This is a genomic window from Nonomuraea sp. NPDC003804, from assembly GCF_040610675.1.
Classification (GTDB): Bacteria; Actinomycetota; Actinomycetes; order Streptosporangiales; family Streptosporangiaceae; genus Nonomuraea.
In genome coordinates this window covers 114525-129690 of record NZ_JBEXMT010000020.1, presented here as the reverse complement: position 1 = coordinate 129690, position 15166 = coordinate 114525, and the positions used below count along the sequence as shown (strand labels likewise).

The following is a 15166-nucleotide window of genomic DNA, read 5'->3' as shown; positions in this document are numbered from 1 at the left end:
CGTCAACGCGCCGCGACGCCGTACAGGAGGGTGTCGAGCAGGCGGGCGGCCAGGGCGTCGGGGTCGGCGTCGTCGGGTGCCGTGTGCGCGGTCTCGGTCAGCAGCGCCAGGTAGGCCTGCCGTACCCAGGCCACGTCCGCCTCGGGGCGCAGCAGCCCGGTGTCCCGCGCCCTGGCGAACACCGCGTCGCACTTGCCCATCACGCTCTCCTGCACCTGCCTGGCCTCGGCGCCCATCGGCACGGGGCCGGCCAGGGTGAACCGCCATCCCGGTTTGACCTCGAGGATCGCCGCCGTCGCCTGGTGGAGGGCGACCAGTGGGGGAGCGGTCTGCGGGCGCGCGGCCTCGACGATCGCGTCGAGCTCGCGCCACGCGGCCAGCTCCATCGCCTCGATGAGCGCTTCACGGTTGGCGAAGCGCCGGTGGATCGTGGCCCGCGCGACCCCCGCCGCCTCGGCGATCTGCTCCATCGTGGCCGAGGGGTTCTCGCGGAACAGCCGCTCGGCGGCCGCCATGATCGCTCGCACGCTGCGCTCGGCGTCCGCCCGCAACCGCCTGACTGTCATGCGCCGACGCTACAGCACCTAACTGAGACAAACTGTTGCAGTTATTCATCAAGCTGCTACATTCGCTCTCATGAACAAGACTGCTCTCGTCACCGGCGCCTCCTCCGGGATCGGCGCCGAGTTCGCCCGGCAGCTCGCCGCCCGGGGTCACGACCTCGTGCTCGTGGCCCGCTCCGTGGAGAGGATGGAGGCGCTGGCCGCCGAGCTGGCCGACCGGCACGGCGTCGCCGTCGAGGTGATCGGCCAGGACCTGTCCGCCCCCGACGCCGCCGCCAGGGTGGCCGAGCGCGTCCAAGGACGCCGGATCGACCTGCTGGTCAACAACGCGGGTTTCGGTACGGCGGGCCGCTTCCAGGACCTCTCGCCGGAGCGCGAGCACGACGAGCTCATGGTCAACGTGGTCGCGCTCGTCGGCCTGACCCACGCGCTCGTGCCGGGCATGCTGGCGCGAGGGGAGGGGGCGGTGGTCAACGTCGGCTCCACCGCGGGTTTCAACGTCGCGCCCTACTTCGCCACCTACGGCGCGTCCAAGGCCTTCGTCCTCAACTTCAGCCTGGCCCTGTGGAGCGAGCTGCGCGGCACCGGCGTCAAGGTGCTCGCCGTGACCCCGGGGCCGGTCGAGACCCCCTTCTTCGACGTGCTCGGCACGAGAGACGCGGCGATCGGCGGCAAGATGTCCACGCCCCGGCAGGTGGTCGCCGCGGCGCTGCGCGGCCTCGACCGCGACCGCGGCTACGTGGTGCCGGGGGCGAGCAACTTCGCGATGGCCCACCTCATGCCGCGCCGGCCGCGCCGGCTGCTGGCCCTGGTGAGCCGGATGGTCACCAGGGGCGTCGCGCGCACCCCTACGGTCGCAACGACCTGATCAGCAGGTCGGCGAAGTGCGCCCCGACCTGGGCGCCCGAGAGCCGGCCGTCGGCGTGGTACCAGGTGCCCAGATGGTGGACCGAGCCGAAGAAGTAGTCGACCACGATCTCGGCGGGCACGTCCGCACGGAACACGCCCTCGCGCTGCCCCTCGGCCACCAGGTCGCGGAAGCGTTCGTGGTAGCGCCGGCGATCGGCCCTGACCGTCTTCTGCGTCTCGGGGGCCAGCAGGTGCATCGACCTGAAGAAGATCTTGGAGTCGTCGAGGTTGTCCGCCGTTGTCTCCACGACGTCGGCCGCCGCGGCGTGCAGACGCTCCGCCACGGTCCCCGGGCCGTCGGCGATCCTGGTCAGCCTGTCCATCTGCATCCGCAGCACGCGACCGTAGATCTCGTGCAGCAGGTCGTCCTTGGAGTCGAAGTAGTGGTACATCGCGCCCTTGGTGACCCCGGCCGCGACCACGATCTCCTGCACCGACGTGCTCTCGAAGCCACGGTCGGCGAACAGCCTCGTCGCCTCCGACAACAGCCGCTGCCTGACCGGTTCATCCTGTGCCATGGTCAACAGCATACCGACTGGTCGGTTGAGTGTCCGGAAGGGCCTCGTCACGGCTAAGTTAGGCTTACCTTGGGTATCTGATGACCAGCGAGGGATCTTCGGCGTGGCAGATCCAAGGTGGACCTACTGAACTCGGGGAGTTTGCCGTGCCCGGTGGCTCGATCTACGTGCAGCAGGACGAGAAGTTCACAGGTTCGTCCCCGCAGTGGTGGTACGAGAAGTTCTGGCGCGAGGACGCCAAGAACCGGCAACGGTCGAGGGCGATCAAGGCGGGAGTCGGGTTCGTCGCGGGGCTGGGGCTGGCCTTCCGCTTCGACCTGCCCTGGATCCCCGTCTTCGGGCTGCTGTTCGCCGGTCTCGTCGCCGCCCTCGACTGGGGCATCGTCTGGTACAACTTCAACGCCACCTCCGTCTGGCGCGGCCGCCGCCGCGGTGAGGTGATCACCCAGCGCAAGCTCAAACGCGGCCTCAACAAGTCCGGCTACCGCATCCTGCAGGGCCGGGCCATCCGCGGCCAGGCCTCCATCGACCATCTGATCATCGGCCCCGCCGGGGCCTGGATCGTCGACAACGAGGCGTGGTCGCCCGACACCGACATCGCGGCCTACGGCGGGCGGCTGTTCTTCGGCGAGAAGTTCGGCTCCCACGTGGCCAAGCCGCTGGTCGACACCGCCGACGCCTTCGCCGCACTGCTCAGCAGGGAGACCGGCATCGCGCTGTCCATCGAGCCGATGCTCGCCGTCCACTGCGGACGGCTGCCGCGCGGCGGCATCGTGAGCGGCGAGGGCATCACGCTGCTCAAGCCCTCGCTGGTGGCCAAGGTCATCAAGAGGGCGGGCCGGGTGGTGCTGACCGAGGAGCAGATCGAGCTGATCGCCCGTACGGCGGCGCGGGAGCTGGCTAGGCCAGTCGCTCGATGAACTCCGCCAGCTGGGTGACGTTGCGGCACTCGCGCATCGGCACGATCGAGCCGTAGGCGGTGGCGAGGGAGTCGCCGCTGTCCCACTGCCGCCTCGGCTCGGGGTTGAGCCAGTACGCGTGCCGGGCGCCCTTGGCCAGCCGGCGCAGCGTGTCGAGCGCGGGCGGCTGGTAATTGGAACGCGCGTCACCGAGAATCAGCAGGCTGGTCCTGGGCCCGACGGCGTCCTTTTCGGCGAACTCCTCGAATGCCCGCCCATAATTCGTCCGGCCGAAGCGCGACATATGAGCTTCTGTTGCGAGTCGGGTCAGTGCCTCCCCCACATCTCCACCCGGGGTGAAGAACCGGGTGATTTCATCCACGGTGTCGACGAAACCGAATGCGCGCACCTTGGTGAACTGCTCCCTCAGCGCGTACGTGAGCAGCAGCGTGAAATGGGCGAAGGACGAGACCGAGTCGCTCGTGTCGCACAGGATGACCAGCTCGGGCTTGTGCGGGCGCGGCGGCCGGAACCTCGGCTCCACGGGCACGCCGCCCGTGGACAGCGACGCCCGCACCGTCCTGCGGAAGTCGAGCCGCCCGCGCCTGCCGTGCCTGTGCTTGATCGTCAGGCGCGTGGCCAGGCGGCGGGCCAGCGGATACACCTCTCTGCGCAGCCTGGCCAGGTCCGCCCTGGTGATCCGCAGGAAGTCCAGCTGGTCCACCGGCGGCCGTACGGCGGAGCGGGCGATGCGCTCGATGCCGGAGTCCTCGGCGATCCGCCGCCGGACGTCGGCGGCCACGGCCTCCTCGAAGCGCCTGATGTCGGTGGTGATCCGTTGCCTGGCGGTCCTCTCCTCCAGACCGCCCCGCGGGACACCCCGCAGCAGGCGCGCGATCAGGGTCTCGGGGGACAGGGCCCGCATGACGCTGTAGGAGAACCAGTTCTGCCTGCCCTCCGCGGCGGGCTGGCGGCCGAACCGGTCGACCATCGCGCGGGCGAACTGCCTCATCTCGGCATCCGTCGAACCGTGCAGCAGCTCGGCCAGGCGCTCGCGAGGGTCGTCGGGCGGGTCGGCCGGGTGCTCGCGTGGATCGTCGGGCGGGTCGGCCGGGTGCTCGCCTGGGCTGCCTGCCGTACCGGACAGCCCGGTGGTGGACGACGGGAACCACAGGTCGAACAGCATGTCGAAGCCCGGCCGGTAGGCGGGCTTCTTGACCAGCGTCGCCGCGTAGGCGGCCCGCAGCGACTCCCGCTCGGTCAGGTCGATCACGCGCAGCGCCCTGGCCGCGTCGAGACCCTCCGCCAGCGATACCGGCAGCCCCGCTTCGCGCAGCGCGTGCACGAAGCCGACATGCCGGTCCACCAGGCTCACAGGCCCAGCTCCTTGCGGGCGCGCGTCTGGTCGGAGGCGTGCTTGAGCACCACGCCGAGCGTGCCGGAGACGGTCTCCTCGTCGAGCTCCGCACGGCCGAGCGCCAGCAGCGTGCGCGCCCAGTCGACGGTCTCGGCGACCGAGGGGGCCTTCTTCAGCTCGAGCGCCCGCAGCGTGGCCACCGTCCTGGCGAGCTGTTCGGCCAGGTCCGCGGGCAGGGTCGGCACCTGCGACAGCACGATGTCGCGCTCGCGCTCCGGGGTCGGGTACTCGATGTGCAGGTAGAGGCAGCGCCGCTTGAGCGCCTCCGACAGTTCCCGCGTGGCGTTGGAGGTGAGCACGACGAACGGCCGCAGCGTCGCCTCGATCGTGCCCAGCTCGGGGATCGTCACCTGGAAGTCCGACAGCAGCTCCAGCAGCAGGCCCTCGACCTCGACGTCCGCCTTGTCCGTCTCGTCGATCAGCAGGACGGCCGGCTCGGCGCTCCTGATCGCCTTGAGCAGGGGCCGCTCCAGCAGGAACTCCTCGGAGAAGATGTCGTCGTCCGAGCTGGTCGCCTGGATGCGCAGCAGCTGCTTCTTGTAGTTCCACTCGTACAGCGCCCTGGCCTCGTCGAGCCCCTCGTAGCACTGCAGCCTGATCAGGCGGGCCCCGGTCGCCTTCGCGACCGCCTTGGCCAGCTGCGTCTTGCCGACCCCCGCCGGTCCTTCGGCGAGCAGCGGCTTGCCGAGCGCGGCGGCCAGGAACACCGAGGTGGCGATGGAGTCGTCGGAGAGGTAGTCAACGGCGGCGAGGCGCTCGCTCACGTCGGCGGGCGAGTTGAACATCGATGCTCCTGTCAGGCGGGGGGCCGAACTTTATTCTAGCAGGGGCCAACAATAAGTCCGGATTGACGGGTTCTGTGGCGTTAAGAGAAATGGCGATAAACGGTCTTCTGCCTTATTGCAGTAATGGCCATGGCAAGAAGCGGATTGTGTCGGTTCGGCGGATGCGACATGAGGGGATTTCCCGCTTCGACTTCACAGTCACTCAGAGAGGAAAAAGCGATGCGTATCGCAGTAGCCGCCACCGGCCTGATCCTGCTCTCCGGATTCGGTCTCGCCTCCATGGCGACCTCCGTCGCGGCGCAGAGCCTGCCCGGCCGCGCGGTCCTCGCCGCCGACCCCGACGACGACTTCGGTCCCAGGCGCTTCGACGAGGACCTCGACGACGACCTCGGCAGGATGAACGGCCGCAAGGGCGGCCTCGGCAAGATCGACTTCGGCAAGGGGAACTTCGGCAAGATCGGCCACGACTTCAAGGGCAATCCCGGATTCAAGGGTGACCCCGGGTTCAAGGGCGGCCACGACTTCAAGGGCGACGGGTTCAAGGACGGCCACGACTTCAAGGGTGGCCACGGGTTCAAGGGCGGCCACGGCTGCGGTGGTGGCGGCGGCGGATGGTGGGGCGGCCCCCGCTGCGGCGGCTGGGGCCCGGGCTGGGGTCCCGGCCCCCACACCGGCGGCGGCGGCATGGCCAAGGCGACCGTTCGCAAGTGATGATCCGTCATGCAATCGGCCGCCACGCCCTGTGTGTGGCGGCCTCCCTCATGGCCCTGACCCTCACACCGGCGCCCGCGAACGCGGCCACCGGCAGGGCCGAGTCCCCCGACCCCTCCGGGCCTCGCACGTCCAAGGCCCCCGACCCCTCCGGGCCTCGCACGTCCAAGGCCCCCGACCCCTCCGGGCCTCGCACGTCTAAGACCCCCGACCCCTCCGGGCCTCGCACGTCCAAGACCCCCGACCCCTCCGGGCCCGAGACTTCCGAACGCGCCCGTCCCGGAGCGCGCCAGGCGCCCAACGTGTCTCCGCCCAAGGCACCCACCCCACCCCAGTCACCCCACCCACCTGCGCCGTCGAGCCCGCCCAAGCCAGTCAGTCGTTCCAAGCCGGTGACTTCGCCTGCGCCGCCCAGTCCGTCGAAGCCGGTCGCCCGCTCGAAGCCGTCGGTCCCGCCTGCGCCGCCGAGCCCGCCCAAGCCGGTCCGGACCCGCACACCAGGCCCAGGAAAGGCCGATACTCCGGGCCGGGCTGAGAGGCCCGGGCAGGCCCGCGCCGTCGTGCCCGCGCCAGTACGAGGCGAGCCGGTCTCCCGGCCGGTCAAGCAGGTCCGCGCTGCCGCGCCCGCGCCGGCGCGAGTGGAGACGACCCCCAGGCCGCCGCAGCATGCCCGAGCCGACCGCGCCAGGCCCGGCGGTGCCGAAACCTCCACACCCCGCCGTGCTGAGACGTCCGAGCCCCGCCGTGCCGAGACATCGGAGCCCCGTCGGGCTGCGACGTCCGAGCCCCGTCGGGCTGCGACGTCCGAGCCCCGTCGGGCTGAGATGTCCGAGCCCCGTCGGGCTGAGACCTCCGCACCCCGTCGGACCGAGACCCCCAGACCTGGCCGGGATGAGACGTCCGAGCCCCGTCGGGCCGAGACGTCTGAGGCTCGCCGGGCCGGACGTCTCCAGGCCGCTCCGGCGGACGTGCCCGCCCGCGCCAGGCCGTTCCCGGTCAAGCCGCCCCGGACGACGGGTGTCGGGCCCACCGGAGCCAAAGGAATCGACTCGCCTCCCCTGAACCTCCAGATCCCCAGCCTCGACATCGCCGCCGCCGTCATGCGGGTCGGCGTCGACGAGGACGGCAGGATCGGCGCCCCGCCGCTCAGCGTCTCCGACAAGGTCGGCTGGTTCAAGATGGGGCCCAGGCCGGGCGCGCCCGGCGCGGCGGTGATGGTCGGGCACTACGACAACACCACGGGCCCGGCCGTCTTCTACCGGATCAGCGAGCTCACCCCCGGCAGACGCGTCTTCGTGACCCGCAAGGACGGGCGCCGACTGCGCTTCGTCGTCACCAAGGTCGCCACCTATCCGAAGGACGAGTTCCCCGCGCGGGAGGTGTACGGCGATCCCGGCCATCCGGCCCTCCGGTTGATCACCTGCGCCGGGGCGTTCAACACCACCACGAGGCACTACCTCGACAACACGGTGGTCTTCGCCAAGCTCATCACCGGGCGGCGGGCGGCCGGACCGATGGACCGCCGCTGATTCGACCTGTGCCGTGAAGTCGGGTATGTTTCTTCCCGCAGGCGCCGCTAGCTCAGTTGGTTAGAGCAGCTGACTCTTAATCAGCGGGTCCGGGGTTCGAGTCCCTGGCGGCGCACAGCTGAGAATCTGGCCCGGCTTCCGTATGGAGGCCGGGCCAGATTTGCGTTGAGGCCAGCGTGAGCGCATCAGCGAGCAGAAGCTTCTCGTTCTTCCGTCGGCCTGCGACTTGTCTCCGTTTCGGGACGAGGACACTCTGGCGACGGGTCTGGTTGTTCAGAGGTGGCCGGCGTCCAGCCTCGCGGATGAGACGGGCCAAGGCCTCCGCGGCATGACGGGCGACCTGCGGAACGACCGTCACGTAGATATCGGCCATCAGCACGATGCCGGAATGACCGAGTCGGTACTGGATAGATGATTTGCGCCAGCCTAAAGCGCGAGACTGGCTGCTCCATGTCGCAAATCATGCAGACGAATGGGCGGAAGTCCGCTTTGACCGATCAACGCGCCGAAGGTTCGGGTCAGGACGTCGGGAGTCATCGGGCGGCCGCGTTGGGCGTTGAAGACGTAGCCACCGCCGTCTTCACCGAGGAGGGCGAGTTCGGCCTGCTGGTGGTCGCGGTGGCGGCGTAGTGCGGTGACGGTGGCGTGGTCGAGCGCGATGGTGCGGCGGACGGACGGCGGCGTTGAGTGCGGCGCGCAGGGTGGCGTGCAGGCGGGTGAGCATGGTCGCCGAAGCGGGCGCGGGTCGCGGGATCGTGGCGGACATGCGCTGCACGTCGCGGATGGACAGGTCACGGAGCGGGATGCCGCCCAGATGCGGGGATGAGGTCGCTGTCGACGTGCGCGGTGTAGTTCCGTGGATGTGACCGGTGACGGGCAGGGCGACTCTCCGATCAAGATGGGGTAACGGTGAGTGAATCGTGGGGATGTTTGCGATGATGAAGGGGGCCGGGTCAGGTCGAGGGAGGTGAGGCTGGTGTCCTACAGTCCGAAGTTGGCGGCGGCGCTGTCGGGTGCCACGCTTCGCCAGCTCGCGCACTGGCGTAAGGCCAGTTCTGGCCGTGGCGCCGTGCTGGTGCCGGAGATCTCACCGGTACGGCCGGTGCTGTACTCGTTTCGGGACCTGGTCGCCCTGCGCACGTGTGTGAAGCTGCGCAATGACGCTTCCTTGCAGAAGATTCGCCGAGCGTTGGACACGCTCCGCGACGATCTGCAGGAGCGCGAGCATCTGTCGGCTTACCAGTTGGTGACCGACGGGTCGACGATCTTTCTGGTCGAGCAGGGGCAGGCCACCGACCTGGTGCATCGCAAGGCCAACGTCGTCATCCATGAACTGGTCGAGGTGCTGCGGCCGTTCTATCGTGATGGACGGCACATTCCGGATCTACTGCGTCCCCGGGAGCACGTCACGGTCGACCCCGCGGTCCGTGGCGGTATGCCGGTGATCGAAGGAACCCGCGTGCCGTACGACGAGATCGCGGCGCTGTTGCGGGACGGCGTTCTGGCCGAGCGGATCGCGGACTACTACCCGAGCGTGTCGGCCACCGCGGCCTTGGATGCGGCCGATTTCGCCGACTACGTCGACAGTTACGAACCCCCCAGGGAGCAGCGTGAGGCTGCTGCTGGATGAGAACGTCCCCCGTCCCTTGCAACAGGTTCTGACCAGCTTCGTGCTGAACCACCACATTGTCCATCTACTGGATCTTCCGGGTTGGTCGGGTACGCAGGATGAGACTTTGTATCCGCGCGCCGCGGCCGAGGGGTTCCATGTTGTTGTCACCAATGACGGCCGTCAGATGCAGCGACCTCGGGAAGTGGTCGCGATCGCGGCCTCTGGCCTGCACCGGATCGAATACCCGCACAAGCACCCGGGGCTGCTCGGGATGGGCGTCGCGATCGCGACGGTCACCGCGGGGTTGCCGAGTGCGCTGGCGTTGCTGGAAGAGGCCGGCGGACCGCGCTTGATCACGTTGCGAGGAGTCGATCCCACGGTGGCGAGTCGGCTTCAGGCGATCGACCCTGCGATGAATCCGCCCAGGTTCTGGCCTACGTCTCTGTAGTCTCGGCGGACCGCCAGGCGTCCCGGATCTCGGGCCGGATCGCGCCACGCGAAGCAACGAGGAGCCCCCGATCGAGCGCGCGGACTTCGGCGACGGAGGGTCGTGCTTGAGCGGAGCCGGAGGACGTAGCGGAAGTGCTGCACGCCGACGGAGGCGAGCCATCACCCGCTGTGGTGCCGTGCCGTGGCGGATGGATGTGCCCACCCATGACGAGTCGGGGCGAGTCCGAACCGTTGAAGGGCGCCGTCGTGCCGGGTCCGTGGAGCCTGAGCCGCGCGGTGCATGACGGCTGCCGGGCGGGCTGTGATGGAGGAGCGCCTCCTCGCGGAACTGATCGGTGACTTGCGGTGACCGGGTCGCGGGCGCTCAGCGAAGCTCTTCGCGATGCCGCCGCGCCCACGCGTAGGCGGCCTTGACCCGGTCGACCGCACCCGAGGCGCGCAGCCGTACCATCGCAGGGTCTCCGGCCTCGGCGGCCCGGTCGATACCCCGCCAGCAGCGGTCCTGCCACCACAGCACCGTCTCGACGAGGGGGGACCGGTCGGCCAGGCCGTACCCGGCGCAGATCACCCTGGAGCGCCGACTCACCTCGGCCGGGTCGTTCCCTTCCCACCATCCGGCGTACTGCCAGCACAGGTGGGCCACGTCGTGGATCCGGTCGCCGGGCGAGGCGAGGTCCCAGTCGATGAACGCGACCGGTCGCAGCCCCTGCCCGAGGTCGCGATAGACGATGTTGCCCGGCCACAGGTCGTTGTGGCAGACCACCTCGCTCTGCCCGGCGAGGGCCGTACCGGCGGTGAGGTCGTGCAGTTCGCGGGTGAGCGCACCGGCCCGGGCGAGGCCGGCGTCGGCACCGACCGCCTCGGGCCCGCCGCCGGCCCAGTCCCAGGCGACGTGTCCGTCCAGGAAGCTCAGCACCTGCCGCCCCTGCTCGTCCCAGCCGAGGAACCGGGGCGCGCCCGTCCACCCGGCTCGCTCGAGGAAGATCAACAGCTCGCGGACGAATGTCGGATCGCCGTGGAAGCTCGGGCTGACCGGGCGCCGGACCGTGTTGCCGACCCGGACCACGCCGCTGACCCGGCCACCCGGCAACCCCGTCTCCGAGGGGTGGGACGCGTGCTCCGGTCGCATCCGAGATGCCCTGGCTATCGCTGCTTGCGGCGCTTGCGGCGGACGTCGACGCCGCCCCAGAACGCGAACCCGGTGACCCTGATCCGCGGCGCACCCGGTGCTCCGGCGCCGCTGGCGGCGTGGTCGAAGCCGCCCATGATGCCGATGCCGGTCACGTCGACGTCGGCGTCGTCGGGCACGACGATCTCGACTCCGCCCATCACGGCGAACGCCCTGATCGTGATCTCCCCGCCGGTCAGCACGGCCTCGCGCAGGTCGATCTTGCCGCCGCCCCAGAAGGCCACCGTGGTGAACAGCCGGGGCGCCCGCCAGATGCCTTTGCGGTGGTATCCGCCCATGACGGCGATCGCCACCCCGCTCTCCTCGCCCGGCGCCGTCGAGGCGGCGGGGGAGTGGACGGGGGTGGGCAGGTCGTGGGTGAGGAGGTCGAGCTCCGCGTAGGTCTTGGCGGAGTAGACCTGGTCGAGGCGCTCGTGGAACTCCTCCATGCCCAGCCGCCCGTCTCCCGCGGCGGCGCGGAGGATCTCGGCGGTGCGTTCGCGGTCGAGGTCGGCGGCGCGCATGTCCTGGGGGCCACGGTCGGGCAGGGGGCTGCTCATGGGTAAAGCGTAGACCGGTTTCACGTGGTACGCGGGGTCGTGCGAAGCTGTCAGTGTCCCCAAGACCAGGAGGTCCTGATGGCTGAAACACCGGCGGAACCCGAGCCGATCGAGGCTCCCGAGGATGAGCTGAAGCGGAAGTTCCGCGAGGCGCTCGAGCGCAAGAACAACGCGCACGCAGACTCGGTCGCGGGCGGGCAGGGGAAAGGCCCCTCGAAGATTCACGGTGCCCACGGTCCCGCCTCGAACAAGCGGACCTTCCGTCGTAAGAGCGGCGGCTGACGCCACGACGTCGAAGGGAGGGTACGGCACCTGCCGTACCCTCCCTTCGTTTTTCGGCATTGTGGCGCTGAGTTGCGGAGACGCGGCTGGTGGGAGAATGTGAGAAACATTCTCAATAGCGCCTGGCGGAATAGCCTTGCCACTCTGGAGAGCTTTTTCGCTCCTCTAGCTATAAATATCCATAACCGCCGTCTTCTCCGTCTTTTTGGGGGCTCCTCCGCCTCCTACGCTGTCCCGGTCAGCGCGACGGTGAGGGAGGTCTCGTGCTGGGACTCGATGACTGCCTGGCCGAGGTCATGGCCATACCCGGAGCGCTCGACGCGATGGTGGTCGAGCACACGAGCGGCATGGCGGTGGTCGCGAACGGGAGCGAGGGCCTGGACGCCGAGCGCTCCGCGGCGGCGCTGAGCGAGGCACTGCGCCACACCACGGACGGGCTCGCCCAGACCTCCCCCGATGGCACGATCCGGATCGACGAGATGCTCGTCACCACCGACAAGGGCCACCACCTCGTGCGCCACCTGGTGACCCCGTTCGAGGGCCCGCTGGTCATCTACGTGCGGCTGGACAAGGAGCGGGCCAACCTCGCCCTGGCCCGCTACCGCCTGCAGGCCATCTCAGGACAGTTGACCTCGTGACATGCCGGCACTGGACACGCTGCTCGCCGGGCTGGCGAGAGAACGCTCGACGGGCGCCCTGCGGGTGGGGCGGGCCGGCGCGATCTTCATGGACGCCGGCCGGGTCACCTACATGGAGTGCGCGGACACGCCGAGGGCCGAGGACGTGCTGATGGCCAGCGGCAGGGTCTCGGCGCCCGCCCTGCGCAGGGCCCAGCGCGAGGGCGGCGCGCGCCTGGTCGACTACGGCATGCTCACCAAGGGCGAGCTGCAGCACTGCGTGCTCGGCGCGGTCCTCGACGCGGCGTACTTCCTCCTGCCGGTCACCGGGGCCAGGCCCAAGTTCCGGCCCGGCGAGCGGCACTGGCTCGGCTCCCACTGGTTCTTCGAGGTCGAGGAGATCGTCCGCGAGTGTGCCAGGAGGCGGGCCCAGCTGGAGCGCGTCTGGCCGTCGGCGGAGGTGGACACCGCTCCGGTCGCGCCGGTCAGGAGGCCGCCGGGCCACCGTGTCGTGCTGAGCGACCTGCAGTGGGAGATCCTCGTCCACGCCGACCGCATGGCCACCCCCCTGGAACTGGCCATGAGGCTCGGCCGGCCCGGCTACGCGACGCTGCTGGCCGTACGGCGGCTGGCGGCGGCGGGGCTGCTCACCCGTCCGGAGGGTACGGCGCCGCCGCTGCCGCGACGGGTCGACCGGGTTCCGGAGGCCGGGCCGCGCCACGACCCCGACGCTCCTGCTCTGCCCCTGGGGCCCGTGGTGACCGCGGACCCGACCGACGTGAACCTGCTGTTGCGGCTGAAGAAGGCGCTGGAGGAGCTGTCGTGAGGTTCCCCTCACTCAGAAGGAGGCCACCGGTGGAGCTGCGGGACGAGGTGCTGAAGGAGATGATCCTGTTGCGCGAGCGCACGCCCGACGTCAGCGGAAGCATCGCCTGCAGCGTGGACGGGCTGACCATCGCCAGCGACCTGACAGGCGGCAACGTCGAGCAGACCGCCGCGCTGTCGGCGGCGCTGCTGGCCCTCAGCAGACGCATGGCCGTCATGGCCGGCAAGGGTGCCCTGGAGGAGACCCTCATCTCGGGCAGCGCGGGCTTCGCCGCCTTCTACACGGCCGGCCCCACGATCGTCCTCACAGTCCTGGCCGAGCCCGGCACCAATCTCGGGCTGCTGCGGCTGGAGGGTCGCAAGACGGCGGCGAGCGTCGCCGCCATCGCATCGCGAAAGTGACTCGCATTCACACGGAGGAAACGCATGGCCAGCATGGACGTCTCGCTCAAGGAGATGATGGCGATCGACGGCGCGCTCGGGGCCGTCGTGGTCGACTACGGCAGCGGCATGGCGCTCGGCGCCCTCGGCGGCTCCAAGGACCTGGACCTGCAGGTAGCCGCCGCGGGCAACACCGAGGTCGTCAAGGCGAAGATGCGCACGATGGAGTCGCTCGGCCTCAAGGACGTCATCGAGGACATCCTCATCACGCTGACCGGTCAGTACCACATCATCAGGCCGATGACCGGCAGGGGCGGCAAGGGACTCTTCCTTTACCTGGCGCTGGACCGCACCAGGGCGAACCTGGCGCTGGCGCGCCACCAGCTGCGCGGCATCGAGGAGAAGCTCGAGGTCTGACGGACCACGCCCCGTGTCCGCGGCGCGGCGGGCACGGGGCGTGCCGTACGACCGGCCCGCGCCTTCTTCAGCCGTGTGTACTCCGGCTTTACCCTGGCGCCACTGCCGATTTCATGATTTTTATCCCCTTGATCGGCTTTCCCGCCGCGCCCGCGCAACCCGTTGTTTTTCAGGGGTTTCCGCGCTCTCCGCGCCTGCTGAATCGTGACGATAAAGGGTAGATCCTCTTTCCGATTCATGGGTTTGCTTTTGCCTTTGGGGTGATTTGCCCATAGAGTCCTTTGCGTTACCGAGCGGTGACCGTGCTCTTCACCAGGGAAGAGTCGGCCGGTCGGCGCCGAATCCCGCGACTGCGGGAACCGGGGACCCATCTCTTTGGGGTGAATCCGGCCTCGTGCCGGTAGGGCATCTCCACGCCCGAACCCGTCAGCTAACCCGGTAGGCGAGATGGAGAGGACACCACCCTTGTACGACAGCCCCCCGAACTGAGCGGCGCTTCCCCCCGCTTCCTTTCGCGCTCTGTCTTTTCGCGTAGCGACTGCTAGGCCCATGCCCGGCTACGCCTTTGCCTGATCTTCATGTGAGCGCGGATTTCCTATCCCTCGCACAAAGGACTTTCATGACCCGCCGCTTTGGCATGCGCGCTTCCGCCCTGCTCGTCACCACCGCCCTCGCCGTCGGTTCCGGCGCCGCCGCCGCTCTCGCCGAGCCCACGGAGCCCGACCTCGCCCGGACCACCCAGCAGCGGACCCTCCTCCAGGGAGGCACCACCGCCTCCTACTTCTGGGACGACTCCTCCGGCCGCGCCGGCGACACCGGCCTGCCCGCGAGCGGCATCTCGATGCGCAAGGGCCTGGCGGCCAGCCCGAGCTGGCCCCTCATGACCGAAGGCTACGTCGTCTACAAGGGTAAGAAGGCCCCCTTCTTCGTCGGTGACCGTGGTCCTGGCGTGCCCTCCAGCAGCGGCGTCATGCTCGACCTCGACGCCAAGACCTTCGCCTACCTCACCGGCGGCGAGTTCAACTCCGACACGCTGATGGTGAACGGCAACGGCGGTCAGGGCCACATCAAGGTCCAGTACGTCATCACCAAGTGGGGTGACGGCGTGGGCAAGAAGAACCACCCCGTCGCCTTCTCCACCGGCGCGTGGGGTCGTATGGACCGCAACCCGGCCAAGCCGCCGGTCGACTACCTGGCCCTGGCCGAGAAGAAGAAGGCCGAGGCCGCCAAGAAGGCGCAGGCCGCCAAGAAGGCCGAGCTGGTCGCCGCCCGCGAGGCGGACGAGCAGGAGTCCAAGGGGACGACGGCCGCCGCCGCGTCGGTCAGGCCCGCCTCCTTCGACGGCCCGGTGCGCACCACCGCCGCCCGGACCGCGACCGAGGACGACAGCCACACCGGCACCGCGCTGGCCATCATCGGCGGTCTCGCGATCGTCGGCGGCGTCGGCTACCTGGGCCGCGGCCACCTGCGCAAGGTCGTCTCCCGCTGATCTCCCCCTTGTCGTCATGCGAAACAGAATGAGA

The 15166-nt window shown here is 69.6% G+C and carries 19 protein-coding genes, 1 tRNA gene and 1 riboswitch; of the genes, 14 read left to right on the top strand and 6 right to left on the bottom strand.

Annotated elements, in window-relative coordinates; translation table 11 throughout:
* Positions 1 to 2: 2 nt before the first annotated feature.
* A complete protein-coding gene (locus tag ABZX22_RS26495; protein ID WP_354913724.1) occupies positions 3 to 566 on the bottom strand; it encodes a helix-turn-helix domain-containing protein in 564 nt (187 codons plus the stop codon).
* A gap of 70 nt (positions 567 to 636) precedes the next feature.
* Here ABZX22_RS26495 and ABZX22_RS26490 point away from each other — a divergent pair, with 70 nt between their 5' ends.
* The gene (locus ABZX22_RS26490) at positions 637 to 1431 is read left to right on the top strand and encodes an SDR family oxidoreductase (RefSeq protein ID WP_354913722.1); all 795 of its coding nucleotides are present in this window, start codon (positions 637 to 639) and stop codon (positions 1429 to 1431) included.
* Here the strand turns inward: ABZX22_RS26490 and ABZX22_RS26485 are convergent.
* Positions 1412 to 1990 (bottom strand): TetR/AcrR family transcriptional regulator, encoded by a 579-nt coding sequence (locus ABZX22_RS26485; protein ID WP_354913720.1) that lies wholly within the window; start codon positions 1988 to 1990, stop codon positions 1412 to 1414. The genes ABZX22_RS26490 and ABZX22_RS26485 overlap by 20 nt on opposite strands.
* A 146-nt stretch (positions 1991 to 2136) precedes the next feature.
* On the opposite strand from ABZX22_RS26485, the gene ABZX22_RS26480 reads away from it, so the two are divergent.
* Positions 2137 to 2910, top strand: a complete 774-nt coding sequence (locus ABZX22_RS26480) for a nuclease-related domain-containing protein (RefSeq protein ID WP_354913718.1) — start codon at positions 2137 to 2139, stop codon at positions 2908 to 2910.
* On the opposite strand, the gene ABZX22_RS26475 is transcribed toward ABZX22_RS26480, so the two are convergent.
* Positions 2891 to 4264 carry a VWA domain-containing protein gene (locus ABZX22_RS26475; RefSeq protein WP_354913716.1) on the bottom strand — a complete coding sequence of 458 codons (1374 nt, stop codon included), beginning with the start codon at positions 4262 to 4264 and terminating at the stop codon, positions 2891 to 2893. The genes ABZX22_RS26480 and ABZX22_RS26475 overlap by 20 nt on opposite strands.
* Complete coding sequence (locus ABZX22_RS26470) at positions 4261 to 5091, bottom strand: MoxR family ATPase (protein ID WP_354913714.1); 831 nt, start codon at positions 5089 to 5091, stop codon at positions 4261 to 4263. Before ABZX22_RS26470 ends, ABZX22_RS26475 begins: the two co-directional genes overlap by 4 nt.
* Before the next feature lie 219 nt (positions 5092 to 5310).
* Here ABZX22_RS26470 and ABZX22_RS26465 point away from each other — a divergent pair, with 219 nt between their 5' ends.
* The 6 genes from ABZX22_RS26465 to ABZX22_RS26440 all read left to right on the top strand — a co-directional run bounded on the left by ABZX22_RS26465 (position 5311) and on the right by ABZX22_RS26440 (position 9391).
* Entirely contained in the window at positions 5311 to 5802 is a 492-nt protein-coding gene (locus tag ABZX22_RS26465; RefSeq protein WP_354913712.1) for a hypothetical protein, read from the top strand.
* Positions 5803 to 6770: 968 nt separating this feature from the next.
* Positions 6771 to 7331, top strand: coding sequence for a class F sortase (locus ABZX22_RS26460; RefSeq protein WP_354913710.1), 561 nt, complete (start codon positions 6771 to 6773; stop codon positions 7329 to 7331).
* A 41-nt stretch (positions 7332 to 7372) separates the two neighbouring features.
* A tRNA-Lys gene (locus ABZX22_RS26455) sits at positions 7373 to 7446 on the top strand.
* 335 nt (positions 7447 to 7781) lie between these two features.
* Positions 7782 to 7961 carry a hypothetical protein gene (locus tag ABZX22_RS26450; protein ID WP_354913709.1) on the top strand — a complete coding sequence of 60 codons (180 nt, stop codon included), beginning with the start codon at positions 7782 to 7784 and terminating at the stop codon, positions 7959 to 7961.
* 364 nt (positions 7962 to 8325) lie between these two features.
* Complete coding sequence (locus ABZX22_RS26445) at positions 8326 to 8961, top strand: DUF433 domain-containing protein (RefSeq protein ID WP_354913707.1); 636 nt, start codon at positions 8326 to 8328, stop codon at positions 8959 to 8961.
* Positions 8942 to 9391, top strand: a complete 450-nt coding sequence (locus tag ABZX22_RS26440) for a DUF5615 family PIN-like protein (protein WP_354913705.1) — start codon at positions 8942 to 8944, stop codon at positions 9389 to 9391. The genes ABZX22_RS26445 and ABZX22_RS26440 overlap by 20 nt, the downstream gene beginning before the upstream one ends.
* Before the next feature lie 366 nt (positions 9392 to 9757).
* Here the strand turns inward: ABZX22_RS26440 and ABZX22_RS26435 are convergent, their stop codons facing one another.
* Positions 9758 to 10522 carry a phosphotransferase gene (locus ABZX22_RS26435; protein WP_354913703.1) on the bottom strand — a complete coding sequence of 255 codons (765 nt, stop codon included), beginning with the start codon at positions 10520 to 10522 and terminating at the stop codon, positions 9758 to 9760.
* A gap of 14 nt (positions 10523 to 10536) precedes the next feature.
* Complete coding sequence (locus ABZX22_RS26430) at positions 10537 to 11121, bottom strand: DUF1707 domain-containing protein (protein ID WP_354913701.1); 585 nt, start codon at positions 11119 to 11121, stop codon at positions 10537 to 10539.
* A 78-nt stretch (positions 11122 to 11199) separates the two neighbouring features.
* On the opposite strand from ABZX22_RS26430, the gene ABZX22_RS26425 reads away from it, so the two are divergent.
* The 6 genes from ABZX22_RS26425 to ABZX22_RS26400 all read left to right on the top strand — a co-directional run bounded on the left by ABZX22_RS26425 (position 11200) and on the right by ABZX22_RS26400 (position 15132).
* On the top strand, positions 11200 to 11403 hold the full coding sequence (locus tag ABZX22_RS26425; RefSeq protein ID WP_354913699.1) for a DUF5302 domain-containing protein: 204 nt from the start codon (positions 11200 to 11202) through the stop codon (positions 11401 to 11403).
* Between the two features lie 263 nt (positions 11404 to 11666).
* Positions 11667 to 12041 carry a roadblock/LC7 domain-containing protein gene (locus ABZX22_RS26420; RefSeq protein WP_354913697.1) on the top strand — a complete coding sequence of 125 codons (375 nt, stop codon included), beginning with the start codon at positions 11667 to 11669 and terminating at the stop codon, positions 12039 to 12041.
* Between the two features lies 1 nt (position 12042).
* Positions 12043 to 12846, top strand: coding sequence for a DUF4388 domain-containing protein (locus ABZX22_RS26415; protein ID WP_354913695.1), 804 nt, complete (start codon positions 12043 to 12045; stop codon positions 12844 to 12846).
* A 29-nt stretch (positions 12847 to 12875) separates the two neighbouring features.
* A complete protein-coding gene (locus ABZX22_RS26410; RefSeq protein ID WP_354913693.1) occupies positions 12876 to 13247 on the top strand; it encodes a roadblock/LC7 domain-containing protein in 372 nt (123 codons plus the stop codon).
* A gap of 24 nt (positions 13248 to 13271) precedes the next feature.
* Positions 13272 to 13643, top strand: coding sequence for a hypothetical protein (locus ABZX22_RS26405; RefSeq protein WP_354913691.1), 372 nt, complete (start codon positions 13272 to 13274; stop codon positions 13641 to 13643).
* 325 nt (positions 13644 to 13968) lie between these two features.
* Positions 13969 to 14103, top strand: a riboswitch (cyclic di-AMP (ydaO/yuaA leader).
* A 159-nt stretch (positions 14104 to 14262) separates the two neighbouring features.
* Positions 14263 to 15132 (top strand): hypothetical protein, encoded by an 870-nt coding sequence (locus ABZX22_RS26400; RefSeq protein ID WP_354913689.1) that lies wholly within the window; start codon positions 14263 to 14265, stop codon positions 15130 to 15132.
* Positions 15133 to 15166 lie beyond the last annotated feature (34 nt).